Source organism: Hoylesella loescheii DSM 19665 = JCM 12249 = ATCC 15930, assembly GCF_000378085.1.
GTDB classification, from domain to species: Bacteria; Bacteroidota; Bacteroidia; order Bacteroidales; family Bacteroidaceae; genus Prevotella; species Prevotella loescheii.
In genome coordinates, this window is the sequence record NZ_KB899210.1 from 479299 (window position 1) to 494677 (window position 15379).

A 15379-nucleotide genomic window follows, 5' to 3' on the forward strand; every position below is an offset into this window, starting at 1 on the left:
TAAGCATGCATGATGAGAACACGACGCTAACAAGAGCCCTATCCCCACCCATGTTCTACTGATGGGTGTACATGCCTGCTTTAAGGTTTGCGATAAACTTTTCGCCCTCTTCAAACCCTTCTTCGTAAAGGGCTTCTAGCTTATTTGTGTCTTTTTCTATCCTACCTACATCCATAGGTCTCTGCGGACGAATACAAGCCACGCGCCCTTCTCGTTCCAAATCTTCCACCAATTGCAATTGGTTGTTATACACTTCAAGTCTTCGGCTTAGTGCAACCCTCAATCGTGGATACTTCTTATATATGAAGTTAGGTATCTTATGGTCTTTCCCCGAAGCCCTAAACCCATAGTTTCGCGTCATCACCACTACGTTAAAGTCGTGCCCTGTATCAATAGCGCGCTGCACGGGGATGCTGTCTACGATGCCACCATCAAGCATCGGTATGCCGTCTACGTTTACGATTTTACTCACAAAGGGCAAACTACTCGATGCCCGCACTAAATCGAGGGTGCGTTGCTTGTCGTTTTTCTCCGTCAGATACATAGCGCCACCAGTCAGACAGTTGGTTGTAACCATCTCAAATACGGTTCGATTTCGGAAATATTCATCAAAATCGAAAGGCAATAGTTCATTGGGAAACTTATCGTAAAGCAACTCTTGGTCGAAGATACACCCTTGCGTAACCAAGTGGCGCAATCCCAAATAATCATAACGGGCAAGAAAATCGATATTAGAAAGCCTCGCCCTGCGTGGTTGCCAACTCATATACGACATACCATTACAGGCTCCCGCCGATACGGCAACCACATAATGAAATCGCAATCCATGCTTCATAAAAGCGTCTAGCACACCACTGGTAAACACCCCACGCATGCCTCCGCCTTCAAGAACTAAGCCCGTATTTGCCCCTATTTGCATAAAACACATTAAATTTTAGGGGCAAAGTTAATAAAACATGCCCATTTTTTCCTATCTTTGCGTACAAATGTTTTAAAACTAATTATCATGTTCAGCAAGGAAACTTACATCCGTAGGCGTACCGAACTTAAAAAGTTGGTACAAAGTGGTGTGATTGTCATCTTTGGCAACAACGAATCACCATGCAATTTTCCCAACAATGGGTATTATCCGTTCCGTCAAGACTCGTCGTTTCTTTACTATTTTGGCGTGCAACGTGATGGACTCGTAGGGGTTATCGACATCGACAACAACGTAGACACTCTCGTTGGCGACGACATTGACATTGAAGACATCGTATGGTATGGGTCGGTTGATAGCGTAAAAGACCTGGCGGCGCAAGTGGGTATTGAGCATTCGGCTCCCATGAAACAACTCAAGACCATCTGCCACGATGCCATTAAGCTGAAACGGAAAATACATTTCTTGCCTCCCTATCGTCATGACATCAAGCTACAGATATTCGACTTGCTGGGCATTCACCCTAACCAACAGAAGGATGCTGCTTCTATGCCACTCATCAATGCAGTGGTGAAAATGCGTTCGGTGAAAGAAGACCAAGAGATTGAAGAACTAGAAAAGGCTTCTGAAATTGGTTATCTGATGCATACCACGGCCATGAAGCTGATTAAACCAGGTGTTACCGAGAAATATATCGCAGGACAGGTGAGCGGAATTGCAGGTTCTTATGGTGCAATGGTTAGTTTCCCAACCATTTTTTCGCAACATGGCGAAATCATGCATGGCAATCCTTCGATGGCCGTTCTTGAAGAGGGCCGACTGGCTTTATGCGACTGTGGGGCTGAGACGATAAACAACTATTGTTCGGACAACACACGTACCATGCCCGTTAGCGGAAAGTTTACCCAACGCCAGTTGGAGATATACACCATCGTAGAGGCTTGTCACGACTATGCTCTTGAACTTTCGAAGCCTGGTGTGAAATATTACGATGTGCACATGGGTGTTTGTCGCCTGATGACTGAACGTCTTAAGGAACTGGGACTAATGAAAGGCGATACCGACGAGGCACTGGCCGCAGGTGCACATGCCATGTTCTTGCCCCACGGACTTGGGCACATGATGGGCATGGACGTACACGACATGGAGGCGTTAGACCAAAAATATGTGGGATATGACGACGAAATTCAACCCTCGAAACAGTTCGGCACCTCTGCCTTACGAATGGGGCGTCGCTTGGAAAAGGGTTTTGTGGTTACAGATGAACCTGGAATATATTTCATTCCCGACCTTATCGACGATTGGAGAGCTAAAGGACATTGCAAAGACTTCCTTAATTTCGACCTGATTGAAACCTATAAGGACTTCGGCGGCATAAGACTGGAAGACGACGTACTGATAACCGACAACGGTTGTAGAGTGCTTGGCAAACAGATTATACCCTACCACCCCAAAGATGTGGAAGAGTATATGGCCAAGCATCGCATGTAAAGCTCACCCAAATGTATGAAACGCTTGTGCAAACACGTACCTTTAAGGATGCCCGCAAGGGGCTATGGTCTCGCGCGTGGCATTCCTTATATAAAAGCAAACCTGTTTGCCCCCTTGTGATAAACGAACCTACATGCATGCAGGGAAGATCGCCCAAGACTTAAAAACAAACGTAAAAGCATTTAATATACTGCCGATAAAGCAGTTAAGAACATGGTTTAATTAATAACTTAAATATATAAAAAACAAACAGAACAATGAAAAAAGTATTCTTCGCTGTACTCGTTGCGCTCGCTGCGACAAGTTTGAATGCAAAGACTCCTAAAACTAAGGCTACGCCAGCTAGGAGCAAACCCGTGTTTACCGTGGTAAAAGAAAACAAAATTACCAGCATCAAGGACCAAAATCGTAGTGGTACGTGCTGGGACTACGCCACGATGAGTTTCATCGAGAGCGAAATTCTACGCAAGTCGGGCAAGACCTATAACCTCAGCGAAATGTTTATCGCAAGCAAAAACTACATGGACCGTGCCGTTAAGACCGTTAGAATGCACGGCGACGTGTCGTTCGCACAAGGCGGTAGTTTTGACGACCCCATCTACGTAATCAAGCAACACGGTATCGTTCCTGAAGAAGCAATGGCTCTTCCTGGAACAATGACGGGTGATTCGCTTGCTAACTTTGGCGAATTTTTTGATGTAATGTCGCCTTATGTAGTAGCAGTGGCCAAGAGCAAGGCAAAAAAGCTGTCGCCTGCATGGAAGAACGGCCTGCAAGGAATCCTCGATTCATATCTAGGTAAATGTCCCGAGAACTTCACTTATGAAGGTCAGAGCTACACGCCACAGTCCTTTGCACAGAGCCTTGGCCTTGATTGGGACGACTATATCACCTTTACCAGCTACACTCACCATCCTTGGTACTCTAAATTTGCTGTAGAAGTGCAAGACAACTGGCGTTGGGCACAAAGCTATAACGTACCTATCGAAGACCTTACACGCATCATCGACAACGCTATTATGAATGGTTATACCGTTGGTTGGGGTGGCGACGTTACCGAAGATGGTTTCACTCGCAAGGGTTTGGGTATCGCTATCGATGCAAAGAAGGTGCGTTCGATGGCTGGAACCGATGCCGACCGCTGGTTTAAGCTATCACAAGACGAGAAGAAACACCGCTACGACTCGCTCGGTATCAATGTTCCCGAGATTGTTCCCACACAAGCACTCCGCCAAGAGGCATACGACAACTGGGAAACAACCGACGACCACGGCATGCATATCTTTGGTATTGCCAAAGACCAAAACGGAAAAGAATACTACATGGTAAAGAATTCATGGGGCAAATACGGTGACTATAAAGGCATTTGGTATATGACCAAAGCTTACATTGCACTCAAAACCATGGACTTCATGGTAAACAAGAATGCCGTTCCTGCAGATATCTTGCAGAAGATTGGCCTCTCCAAGTAATTCGAGAATAGGGGAATAGCCCCTTTTAATAACAACCATAATCGTCTAGGCTCTGCTCGAAGTCACAGCTTCTAGCTTGCCTAGACGATTTATTTTGTTGCTACCCATCGGCAATTAAGTTTTTCTGACCTAATCCAAATGTGCCATATTCTTCTTATCACATCCTTGGAAAGACATCTATTACACCCTCTATTACGCGAATTCGGTATAAAATAGACTCGACATGTAAACTACCGCATAGCGCTAGTTGATGAGATAACCACTTGTCTTTTATCTAATCTTGCCCAAAAGGACATCGTATATTATCCCAAATTCACGTAACGTTTGATACCAGATAAGCATTATCTAGGCGGTTCATTCCACAGCCTATCACCACCAACTACCCACCCTTTTTGCAGTAAAACGCCATCTTTCATTCCACAGGCCATAAGCTCTTGTAGTGAGCTTTTTAAGCTCTCGCCTTGTTATAGCTAAGATGGAACCCTGTTCCAGATAAGATGGAACAGGATTCCAGCTTAACTGGAACAGCATTCCGGATAACATGGAATAGCCGTCCAAAACATATCTAGCACAGCGGTTAATCAAAAAATGCATTATCAGGGGTTAGAAGGCACATTTTCAGAACTATGAGAATGCAAACGATGGAATGATTAATTGGCGCGTTTGGGATAAGAGAGCATTACTCTTGAACAAGACTGGTCAGGTAAACAAATGGTTATCTCGCCAACTAGCGTTTCACTAGAGCTTGCGCGCTTTCTTGGTAAACATACCCAATCTATGCCCTACTCCCTTACTGTTAAGCGCCCGCAACACGTACACGCCATCGTTGATGCTTCGCACATCCAACTTATCGGCCATCGAAGAGAGTGTTGCAACATGCTGGCCTTGTAAGGTTTCTACTACCCAAACACGTCCCCATGTGGCGTCAGCCGACTTAGGAAGCGATACTTTCCCATCACTATAAGCGAGCATTTTCAGTTCGCTTTTAACGCCTCCAGCGGCTTTACCTGTCTGCAAAGGCTGACTTTCGTTGCCATATCTGTCTATCGACGTTACGGCAAAATACATTTGTGCGTTGCGCGGACTAACAACAATATGGTTCTTAGCATAGCGCATAGCAATAAGGTTGCGGGCATCGGTTACATCAACGGGGTAAGATGTGCTGGCATACACATTATATAATATGTATGGCGAGTTGTTGGCACTGCGCCCACCACGCCAACTAATAATGGCTTTACCTTGCTCTTCGCTCGTATTCAATTCTGAAGGAGGTGCTGGAAGTTTGTTGTTCTCCCACGTCATGGCAGGTGGCAAGGCCAAAGTTGGCGTAAAAACACGCTGGGCGTAGGTATATATACCCTTCAAGTTGTCAGTAAAAAACTTACTCCTAAAATAAGCGTGACCCATGCCATACTGCCTAGCCACTTGCATTTCGCGTGTAATGACATCAAGCGACCAGTTCTTTTCGCTAGGCGACATAAAGTAAATGCCTAGGCCTGGCACAAGCATCCGTCCGTAACTTTGTTCTGCCCAGTCAATAGCAAAGGGGAAAAAGTGATTACCCTGAAAATACATCATCGGGAAAAGGGCGTCCATCAGTCCGTCACGAAGCCATCCTTGCGCATCTTGACACACCTTGGCGTAAGCATTCCAGCCGTTACTTGCAAAGCGACTAAGGTCACTAAACTTGCCAATGGGCGAACAACTATACTTTATCCACGGCTTACTGGCCTTCACTTTCTCGCCGATGGCGCGTACAATAGTCGTTATATTTTGTCTGGCTGCATCGTGCGCAATGTTTATTTTCCATGTCTCAGGATAACGAATATAATCTAGATGTATGCCGTCAACGTCGTATCGGTCGGTAATTTCCTTGCAAAAATTGGCTAGATAAGTAGCTGTCGCAGTGTTTTCAGGGTCCATATAACCCTCTTCGCCTATACGTTTAATCAGATGCGGATACTTGCTTCGCAGCGTTTTGCATCCTAGCGCGTTCCATTTACCCACAGGAATGGTCACCACCCACGCATGCAACTCCATCCCTCGCTTGTGACATTCGTCAATGGCAAAAGCCAACGGGTCGTATCCTGGCGACCTTCCAGGAACACCCGAAAGGCATCCGTCCCACGGTTCAAGTTGTGAAGGATAAACCACCGTTCCGCGAACACGTGCCTGAAACAAAACGGTATTGATGCCCGCACGTTGAAGTTTGTCCAGAATATCACGCAATTCCTGCTTTTGTCTGCCTGCCATCAATTCGTTCTGGGCATATGAATGGGGCCAGTCTAGTCCACCAATAGTGGTAAGCCACACCGCCCTCACTTCGCGTTTAGGCATTTTCCAGCCATTAAGTCCATTGGGTTTGAAAAACGAAAACGACTTGGCGCAAAGCATCGTTGCGGTAGAAAGTGCAAAAAACAGCAGTAGGAATCTATTTGAAAACGAAAGTTGTTTTACCATCGGAATGTCTCTCTATCTATTATTTGTGCTATAATAAAATCCCTAGGCATGTCTCGGAAACTACAAGGATGCCTAAAATATAACGAATGCAAAGATAAGTATATTTCTCGCATTTGTCGAATAATTTATTTACTTTTGCAATTAATATAACTCAACGTCCGTTTCTCGTTAGTTCGTTTATGGCATTAACGCCAGCGATTATCGGAGTGTGGTTTAAATTAAAGAGAATTATTAATATCGAATTAAAATATTAATCCTGTAAAAATGAAAAAGAAATTAGGTTTGCTTTTCGTGTCGTTGATGCTCACGCTCACGGCAAGCGCACAATTTGAAGAAGAGAAAGTATATGTAGCTGGTTCACTTTCAGGTCTGGACGTTAACTACAACGGCAACAATAAGTTTAGTTTTGGCATTCAAGCTAAGGCTGGTTATTTCTTTGAAGACAACTGGCTGGTGTTAGGACAATTTGCCTACAACCACTATGGCAACGAAACCGTACCCGATTATATCTCGATTGGGGCAGGACTAAGATACTACATCGAGCAAAATGGCCTATTCGTTGGAGCTAACGCAATGCTTGTTCACACGTACCACAACTACAACGACCTTATGCCCGGACTTGAATTAGGTTACGCTTTCTTTGTAAGTCGCACCGTCACTATCGAACCTTCGGTTTATTACAACCAGTCGTTTAAAAGCCACACCAACTACTCTACCGTTGGCTTTAGAATCGGTGTAGGTATATACATCTAGTCCACGGCCTTCTAAAGAACGGAGAATAACATGACACAGCGTGGGTAAATATTGGATGATTTAAGGATACACGCGTGAGGGTTCGTCTTTTTTCTTGACCCAGAACACATTGTTCTCAATAGTCCCCACACTTGTTTCATCACCTCAATGTGGCTCGCATGCGGCATTTTTGCCAATGACATGCGAGCCACATCAATGTCATTAAGCGGCTCTTTTTAGTTAAATATTGAATATTGGCCAAGCATCATTTTGATTATTTGTAAATTTGTAAGTTGAATACATGGGTAAACAAGAGGGAGGCCAAAGAAATTTGCACAGCCTCGTAAATCTCTGCCTATATCGTGTTCACTCTAAAAACAAACGGCATACGGCTCAAATCATCGGGCAATAATATGCCATCAAGGTAAAAAACAGCAATTACATTCATCTGCCATTAGGTAAGCAACAAAATTCATTACAATGAAAAGAAAACTATTTTTAGCACTCCTCTTCGTTCCCGTTTTTGCGTTTGCACAAAACGATTGGGAGCGTCCGCAAAGTAAGGAACAAAACAAATCTACACAAACAAAAAGTAAAAAGGAAGGCACAAATAGCAAAGAAGACTCTCGATACCTTGCGGATGCTGTACCAACGGTAGACGGCAAGGTGGTGTTCAGTTACGAAATAGACCTTCCTGGCAAAAGTGCGCAAGACATTTACGACGCCACTTATGCAGCAATTGAAGACTTAACTAAGGAGGAAAAGCAATTCCCCGAAAGTTCCATTGCTCTGGTTAACAAGAAAGAGCACATCATTGCCGCCCGCTTTAAAGAATGGTTGGTTTTTCAAAGCTCTTTTCTCTCGCTCGACAGAACAGTGTTTAATTATACCCTTATAGCCAAATGTACAGATGGTAAGCTCAACCTAACCCTCTCGCGCATTAGTTATGCATACGAAATGAACCGTGATAACGGCAGTGGAATTGAAACAACGGCCGAAAAATGGATAACCGACCAATATGGTTTGAACAAGTCGAAGACCAAACTAAGCAAGATGTCGGGTAAGTTCAGGCGTAAGACCATCGACCGTAAGGATGAAGTTTTCGAGGCCATTAGGCAGCGACTGATGCAATAAGACTCATCTTTTTACTGCACGCAACATCCACACTAAAAAACAATAGCAACAATAACAGCAAATTCATGGACACGCAATATTCACAAAGAAGACATAGACGACCTGACAAGGACCAAGACCAATTCTTGCCCATAAGGAACGTTCTCAACATTATTTTCATTATCGGAGCCGTCATCGGCGTATCCGTTTATTTCTTTGCAAACACCACCATTGGCACATTTATCGTACTGGGGTCGATGGTTTTCAAAATTGCAGAAACAATACTTCGCTTTATCCGTTAGATGAACAGGTTATTCATGCTGGTCGCAATGCTGTCGTTGGCAATGTCACCAGCACTTGCACAAGACGATTTCACACGCCTGGATGAGAATGGAAACTTCTCAACAGGCAAGACTGAGAACAAAAAAGACTCGCTGGGTTCTAACAAGGAGATCCCCAAGGGGTTGAAGGTTTGGACCGTAGACACACGCTTTGGCGACAGAATTGCGGCACAACCCGACACCCTTTCGCACATGTTTATGAACAAGGCCTTTACCTATGGGCTGCGAGGCGAGTACAATATGCTGGGCAACTTATCGTCGCCCAGACTCAATCGTGTGTTCGTAGACAGGCCCGCAGAAGGTCAGTTCCTCTTCACACAGCCTTATAGCTATTTCATTGTACCTGTAGATAAGTTCCATTTTACCAACACCCTGTCGCCCATAACTAACTTAAGCTACTTCAGTTGTGGTGACAAGACCGACGGCGAAGACTATTTCACTGCGCTATTTGGCGTGAATGCGGGTAAACGAGTGGGTATTGGTCTCAAGTTTGACTACGACTATGGCCGTGGTTTCTACAAGAACCAGAGCACCGCCATGTTTAATTACACCATGTATGGATCGTATCTCGGCGACAGGTATCAGGCTCATTTGCTGTTTTCAACCAATCATCAGAAAGCTACCGAGAATGGTGGAATAACCAACGACAATTACATCACTCATCCCGAAACGTTCAACGAGAACTACTCCACCAACGAGATTCCCACCGTTTTAGCTAAGAACTGGAACAGGAACGATAATCTGAACATCTTTTTTACCCATCGGTACAACATCGGTTTTAATCGAAAAGTACCTATGACCAAAGAGGAGATTGCCGCAAGGAAGTTCGCCATGGAAGCCCAAAAGGACAAAAAGCAACGCGAACAAGACAGAAACAACCGCTCGGGAAATAACAAGGGTAAGGCTAGCGACAATAAGGAATACACAGGAAGGCCCGACAATGCGACCATTGCGGGTATAGAACCCGAAGACTCTGCACATTCAACACGTCGTATTACAGTAAGTAGCAAGGCGCAAGCAGACAGCTTGATGGCACAAACCACCCAAACGAAGAAAGACACTTCGTGGCTGAAAAACGAATATGTACCCGTTACAAGCTTTGTACATACGCTGAATTTCGAAAACTATAAGCGTATTTATGAGGCCCACGAAACACCTGCCAACTATTATGCCAACACCTATTTTAACGCTGGCAAGCTAACAGGCGATTCCATTTTCGACGAAACACGCCACCGCCGACTACGCAACACCTTGGCATTAGCTCTGCTCGAAGGGTTCAATAAATGGGCTAAGGCGGGCATAAAGGCTTTTATAAGCAGCGACATTCGCCATTACGAATTACCCAACACGCAAGGAAGGCTCGAGTCTTTTAACGAACAGACCATGAGCTTTGGCGGTCAATTGGTCAAAATGCAAGGTAAAACCCTGCACTATGGGGTAACGGCAGAGACGTGGTTTTTAGGCAAAGACGCTGGTCAATTAAAAGTAGACGCCTCGGCAGACCTTAACTTCCCCTTATTTGGAGATACGGTTACGCTGGCGGCGAATGCGTTCTTCCATCGCATCAACCCAAGTTTCTACTTCCGTCACTTCCAATCTCGCCACTTCTGGTGGGACAATGACAACTTGTCTAAGATCATCCACTCGCGCCTGCAAGCAACACTAAGCTACCAAAAGACGCGTACCAAACTGCGCTTTGTCGTAGACGAACTTCAAAACCACACGTATTTTACGCAGAACTACACTATAAACGCCGACTATAAACGTACGGGAAACACCGTGAGCGTAGAGCAAAGCAGTGCCGCAATAAATCTGTTGACAGCCGAGCTGACGCAAGATTTCACTTTCGGCCCATTGAATTGGGAGAGCGTTGTGACATGGCAACGAACCAGTCATCCCGACGTTCTGCCCCTACCCTCACTGAATATCTACACCAATCTCTACCTGCGCTTTAAGATAGCGCGCGTTTTAAAATGCGACTTTGGTGCCGATATGCGATACTTTACGTCATATAACGCACCCGATTATAGTCCTGCACTCGGTCTGTTTACCGTTCAAGGCCAAACCGACAAGGTAAAGATTGGCAACTATCCGCTCGTTAACGTGTACGCCAACTTCCATCTGAAACAAGCCCGCTTCTTCATTTTGATGAGTCACATCAATGCAGGCAGTGGTACCAAAAACTATTTCTTCGCACCTCACTATCCCCTTAACGACCGCATGTTATACTTTGGCCTAAGTTGGAACTTCTTTAATTAAGGTCGTGTTTAATGCTTTTCGTAGGAAGATGGTATAATCAACGATCGACATTTAAACCGTAAGGGAAGACTTAGTGTGATGTTTTTGTTAAGTCAACGGTTAAAACGTGGATGGGCATACGGTCTTGTCAACTCGTTAACCCATTAACTTGTTAACTATAAAACAAACAATTCTTAAAATACAGCCGCAACCGTTCTTATCTTCATCATAGATAACGTGTTGCGGCTTTTCTTTGCTCCTTCATACGAACAGCTAAAACACGGGGGCTTAACCACAGTGAGCACGGCTTGTATTTAAAAATGCTTTAAAGTGAAAGATACACCGAAAATCAATTGTTTTATTGAACTTAAAGTTGTAACTTTGTTATCATATTCAGGAGAATACCCTTCTTCCCGAAAACAAAACACATTTAAATTGAATATGTTCAACTAAAAACCACAATACATGAACGATAAGAAATTGATGAATTTGGCTGCGGATAACATACGCATTCTAGCAGCGTCAATGGTAGAGAAAGCTAAGTCTGGACACCCTGGCGGGGCTATGGGCGGTGCCGACTTCATTAATGTTCTCTTCTCAGAGTTCCTTATTTTCGACCCCGAAAACCCATCTTGGGAAGGTCGCGATCGCTTTTTCCTCGACCCTGGGCACATGTCGCCAATGCTATATTCGGCCTTAGCGCTGCAAGGGAAGTTTACTATTGACGAGCTTCAGCAATTTCGCCAGTGGGGTTCACCCACTCCTGGTCACCCAGAAAGAGACATACTGCGCGGTATAGAGAACACATCGGGTCCCTTAGGACAAGGACACGCCTATGGTGCAGGTGCTGCCATAGCACAGAAGTTCCTCGAAACGAAGCTCTCACACACCATGATGCAGCACACCATATATATATATATATCCGATGGAGGCATCCAAGAGGAGATATCGCAAGGTGTTGGACGATTGGCAGGCGCACTAGGACTAGACAATATCGTGATGTTTTACGACTCGAATGACATCCAACTATCAACCGAATGCGGTGTGGTGACTTGCGAGAACACTGCTGCCAAATACGAATCGTGGGGTTGGAAGGTGATAACCATCGACGGAAACGACGCTGACGAGATACGCCAAGCACTCAAGGAGGCCAAAGCCGAGAAAGAGAAACCTACACTTATCATCGGAAACACCGTGATGGGCAAAGGCGCATTACGAGCAGACGGATCTAGTTTCGAACATCACATCGGCACACATGGTGCTCCACTCGGCGCAGAAGCTTACCAAAAAACCATCATTAACTTAGGTGGAAATCCCAACGATCCATTCGTGGTGTACCCCGAAGTGAAAGAACTCTATGCAAAACGCAATGAAGAGCTAAGGGATATTGTAGCTAAAAGACATCAAGAAGAAGCCGAATGGGCAAAAAACAATCCCCAATTGGCCGCACAAATGAAAGAGTGGTTTAGCGGAAACGCACCCAAAGTGGATTGGAGTACGTTAACTCAAAAGCCAGATGCCGCTACGCGTGTGGCTTCGGCAGCTTGTTTGGGGCTGTTGGCAGAGCAAGTACCTAATATGGTTTGTTCATCGGCCGACCTCTCTAACAGCGACCGTACAGACGGTTTCCTCAATAAGACGCACGAAATGAAGCGTGGCGACCTATCGGGAGCTTTCTTCCAAGCTGGCGTTAGCGAACTTACCATGGCCTGCATGTGTATCGGTATGTACCTGCATGGTGGTGTAATACCCGCTTGCGGAACGTTCTTCGTGTTCTCCGACTACATGAAACCTGCCGTACGCATGGCTGCCCTGATGCGTGTTCCCATTAAATTTATCTGGACACACGATGCCTTCCGCGTTGGCGAAGATGGCCCTACGCACGAACCCGTGGAGCAAGAGGCACAAATAAGGTTGATGGAAAAGCTCAAAAACCATTGCGGTGAAGACTCCGTTCGCGTGTTCCGCCCCGCCGATGTTAACGAAACCACCGTTTGTTGGCAAATGGCCATGGAGAACATGAACACTCCTACAGCCCTTATTCTTTCGCGTCAGAACGTGAAGAACATACATCCCGATACCAATTACGAACTTGCCCGCCGAGGCGCATACGTGGTTGCAGGCAGCGACAACAAGTTCGACGTTATTCTTTTGGCTTCTGGGTCAGAAGTGGCCACATTGGAAGCAGGTGCCGAATTGCTGCGAAAAGACGGTGTAAAGGTGCGTATTGTGAGTGTACCATCAGAAGGATTGTTCCGCATGCAAAGTAAAGAATATCAAGAAGAAGTTTTACCCACTGGGTCGAAGATATTCGGATTGACGGCAGGTTTACCTGTTACGTTGGAAGGTCTTGTAGGTGCTAACGGAAAGGTTTACGGCCTTAACAGCTTCGGTTTTTCAGCTCCCTTCAAGGTGTTGGACGAAAAACTGGGTTTCACAGCAGAGAATGTATATCATCAAGTTAAATCATTAATAAGAGAGTAGTATGGAAATAAAGACTATTGGTATCGCTTGCGACCACGCAGGCTTCCCGCTCAAGCAATACGTTCTTCAATACTTGGAAGAGCATGGTTATCCGTACAAAGACTATGGTACATACAGTGACCAAAGCAGTGACTATCCCGACTTTGCGCATGCCTTAGCTAAAGGCATTGAAAGTGGTGAGGTTTATCCTGGTATTGGTATCTGCGGAAGTGGTGAGGGCATAGCCATGACACTCAACAAACACCAAGGCGTAAGGGCTGGATTGGCTTGGATGCCAGAGATTGCACAACTTATTCGACAGCATAATGATGCCAACGTGCTGGTTATGCCGGGCAGATTTGTAGACAATAACACTGCAAAGAAAATTCTAGATGGCTTCTTCTCAGCCTCGTTCGAAGGTGGGCGTCACCTCAATCGAGTGAAGAAGATCCCCGTTACAGAATAAGGTTGCATTACAAAACAAGACATAAGAGTAAAAGGCAAACGACTATTAGCGAAATAGTTGTTTGCCTTTTCTCATTGATAGCTCGTTCAATCAAGCTACTTTAGATATAAGTCGGTAATGCAAAACGCCTTCAAGAACATCCTTTATTACGGTTTATGACAAGAATGCAAACCGATAGCTACCGAACAATGTTTTAGTCTTAATCCGACTTAATCAAAGCAGAAATACTGCATACACGCTTTCTCACCGCCTAAGTTCACTGTTGTTGCCCACGCTTTACAAACGTGCAAGACTGGTATTCAACAGACCATCGCTTAGGGTATGTAAGCGAAGATGATACGCTCCTTTGGTATGGTTGATGTTCATCAGCTGCTGTGGTTCGGCAGCCGATGGCGATAGCGAGAGTGCTACATGCCCCATTGTACGACGAAGGTTAAGTTCCACACAGGGATGAACCATCAAGTTGGGCTCTCCCTCCACATTAACCAGCATCATGTCAATTCCCAATGGTCCAACATATCTGTTCGTCAACAAGCTAGAAAGCGTCTTGGCTATCGTTTCGGAAATCGATTTAAGTATAGAAACATCTACGTATTGCGACAGGTATTCGGTCTTCGTCTCTTCGGTTGCCAACAAACTACCTGTGTATGTACGCTTCGATGTTTTGAAGATTGACAGCCCCAAGTAGTTTACACATCCATCATCGTCCACGTCAAACTCCATTCCAAAATCACGCACCTTATTATAATAAGGCTCGAGTGTTATGCAGCCCTGCTTCTCTATCATATTTCCACACCATCCTTCGGTAGATGGGTCGGGTGTATTGTCGATATAACGAATACCTCTACCACTGCTACTCCATGGCGCTTTTACCACCACTTGCCCATGCGTCTGAAAAAGTGCACGCAATTCGGCCATCGATTTCACCACGAAAGACGCCCCAACAAACCTTGCAGGATGAAGGGAATTTAACTGCGACACCAATGTTGGCAAAAGATTGTCTGATACCCATTGACGCGAACTAACATTCCTCACATCCTCCAACCATTCCATAGCGGGTAATATTGCTTCACTAACACCAACGCCCATGAGTAATTCTTTCACGTTTCGATCCCATCCCCATGGCGCAATAGATAGCTCTTTGCCATTTATCGTGCCGTTAGCCAGCATCCGTTTCATCGTTTCTCGGTCAACAAGTTCCACGCCTTTGCCCCTTCCTTTTATGTGGCGAATGCGTTCTCGAGCCGATTCCATCTCGGCAACAAGCACAAAATCGCCTTCTTGAGCCCACAATGCAGGCAGAAATCCCAAGTCGGCATACAGGTCGCGAGCTGCTTTTGGTGGGGTGAAATGGTCATTGCCTGCTGCCAAAACCAAATCGTGATCAGGGTTGAAAATATGTAGTGTCATTATTAATCCTCGTTTTCTATTGCAAAGGTACGATAAAAACAGGGAAACCGAACATACAGTGGACGATAAGTTTGGATGTAGCAGGCGATGCAGATTAGTATTTGGGCAAGGTCTAGCCACAACCTTAAAGAATGCCTGAACAGGCAAATGGCATCGTACAAAGGCGTTTGTACGGAGGCTACAAGCCTTTAGTAGTGACACTACAAAGCGTTTGTAGTGACACTACAACTCACTTGTAGTCGCACTACAAGCCACTTGTAGCCACAGTACAAGG

11 protein-coding genes are annotated in these 15379 nt (G+C 45.3%); 8 read left to right on the top strand and 3 right to left on the bottom strand.

Annotated elements, in window-relative coordinates:
- Window positions 1-55 precede the first annotated feature (55 nt).
- A complete protein-coding gene (locus F453_RS0101925; RefSeq protein WP_018966483.1) occupies window positions 56-919 on the bottom strand; it encodes a patatin-like phospholipase family protein in 864 nt (287 codons plus the stop codon).
- A gap of 87 nt (window positions 920-1006) precedes the next feature.
- Between F453_RS0101925 and F453_RS0101930 the strand changes: the two genes are divergently transcribed.
- Window positions 1007-2410 (top strand): aminopeptidase P family protein, encoded by a 1404-nt coding sequence (locus F453_RS0101930; RefSeq protein WP_018966484.1) that lies wholly within the window; start codon window positions 1007-1009, stop codon window positions 2408-2410.
- A 257-nt stretch (window positions 2411-2667) separates the two neighbouring features.
- The gene (locus tag F453_RS0101935) at window positions 2668-3882 is read left to right on the top strand and encodes a C1 family peptidase (protein WP_018966485.1); all 1215 of its coding nucleotides are present in this window, start codon (window positions 2668-2670) and stop codon (window positions 3880-3882) included.
- 738 nt (window positions 3883-4620) lie between these two features.
- Here the strand turns inward: F453_RS0101935 and F453_RS0101940 are convergent.
- Entirely contained in the window at window positions 4621-6342 is a 1722-nt protein-coding gene (locus F453_RS0101940; RefSeq protein WP_025789802.1) for a glycoside hydrolase family 10-like protein, read from the bottom strand.
- 264 nt (window positions 6343-6606) lie between these two features.
- Between F453_RS0101940 and F453_RS0101945 the strand changes: the two genes are divergently transcribed.
- From F453_RS0101945 to rpiB, 6 genes are all read left to right on the top strand, one after another.
- Entirely contained in the window at window positions 6607-7095 is a 489-nt protein-coding gene (locus tag F453_RS0101945; RefSeq protein WP_009235587.1) for an outer membrane beta-barrel protein, read from the top strand.
- A gap of 459 nt (window positions 7096-7554) precedes the next feature.
- Window positions 7555-8208 (top strand): DUF4468 domain-containing protein, encoded by a 654-nt coding sequence (locus F453_RS0101950; RefSeq protein ID WP_018966487.1) that lies wholly within the window; start codon window positions 7555-7557, stop codon window positions 8206-8208.
- 65 nt (window positions 8209-8273) lie between these two features.
- Entirely contained in the window at window positions 8274-8489 is a 216-nt protein-coding gene (locus F453_RS0101955; RefSeq protein WP_009235590.1) for a hypothetical protein, read from the top strand.
- Entirely contained in the window at window positions 8490-10787 is a 2298-nt protein-coding gene (locus F453_RS0101960) for a putative porin (protein WP_018966488.1), read from the top strand.
- A 444-nt stretch (window positions 10788-11231) separates the two neighbouring features.
- Window positions 11232-13250 carry a transketolase family protein gene (locus F453_RS0101965; RefSeq protein WP_018966489.1) on the top strand — a complete coding sequence of 673 codons (2019 nt, stop codon included), beginning with the start codon at window positions 11232-11234 and terminating at the stop codon, window positions 13248-13250.
- A 1-nt stretch (window position 13251) separates the two neighbouring features.
- Window positions 13252-13695, top strand: a complete 444-nt coding sequence (rpiB, locus tag F453_RS0101970) for a ribose 5-phosphate isomerase B (protein WP_009235593.1) — start codon at window positions 13252-13254, stop codon at window positions 13693-13695.
- A gap of 276 nt (window positions 13696-13971) precedes the next feature.
- Here the strand turns inward: rpiB and F453_RS0101975 are convergent, their stop codons facing one another.
- Window positions 13972-15105: a hypothetical protein gene (locus tag F453_RS0101975; RefSeq protein ID WP_018966490.1), complete on the bottom strand. Its 1134-nt coding sequence runs from the start codon at window positions 15103-15105 to the stop codon at window positions 13972-13974.
- Between the last annotated feature and the right edge of the window lie 274 nt (window positions 15106-15379).

Bases quoted from the DNA above. Each gene is read 5' to 3' on its own strand.
- F453_RS0101925 (WP_018966483.1), bottom strand. From the start codon at position 919: ATGCAAATAGGGGCAAATACGGGCTTAGTTCTTGAAGGCGGAGGCATG.
- F453_RS0101930 (WP_018966484.1), top strand. From the start codon at position 1,007: ATGTTCAGCAAGGAAACTTACATCCGTAGGCGTACCGAACTTAAAAAG.
- F453_RS0101935 (WP_018966485.1), top strand. From the start codon at position 2,668: ATGAAAAAAGTATTCTTCGCTGTACTCGTTGCGCTCGCTGCGACAAGT.
- F453_RS0101940 (WP_025789802.1), bottom strand. From the start codon at position 6,342: ATGGTAAAACAACTTTCGTTTTCAAATAGATTCCTACTGCTGTTTTTT.
- F453_RS0101945 (WP_009235587.1), top strand. From the start codon at position 6,607: ATGAAAAAGAAATTAGGTTTGCTTTTCGTGTCGTTGATGCTCACGCTC.
- F453_RS0101950 (WP_018966487.1), top strand. From the start codon at position 7,555: ATGAAAAGAAAACTATTTTTAGCACTCCTCTTCGTTCCCGTTTTTGCG.
- F453_RS0101955 (WP_009235590.1), top strand. From the start codon at position 8,274: ATGGACACGCAATATTCACAAAGAAGACATAGACGACCTGACAAGGAC.
- F453_RS0101960 (WP_018966488.1), top strand. From the start codon at position 8,490: ATGAACAGGTTATTCATGCTGGTCGCAATGCTGTCGTTGGCAATGTCA.
- F453_RS0101965 (WP_018966489.1), top strand. From the start codon at position 11,232: ATGAACGATAAGAAATTGATGAATTTGGCTGCGGATAACATACGCATT.
- rpiB (WP_009235593.1), top strand. From the start codon at position 13,252: ATGGAAATAAAGACTATTGGTATCGCTTGCGACCACGCAGGCTTCCCG.
- F453_RS0101975 (WP_018966490.1), bottom strand. From the start codon at position 15,105: ATGACACTACATATTTTCAACCCTGATCACGATTTGGTTTTGGCAGCA.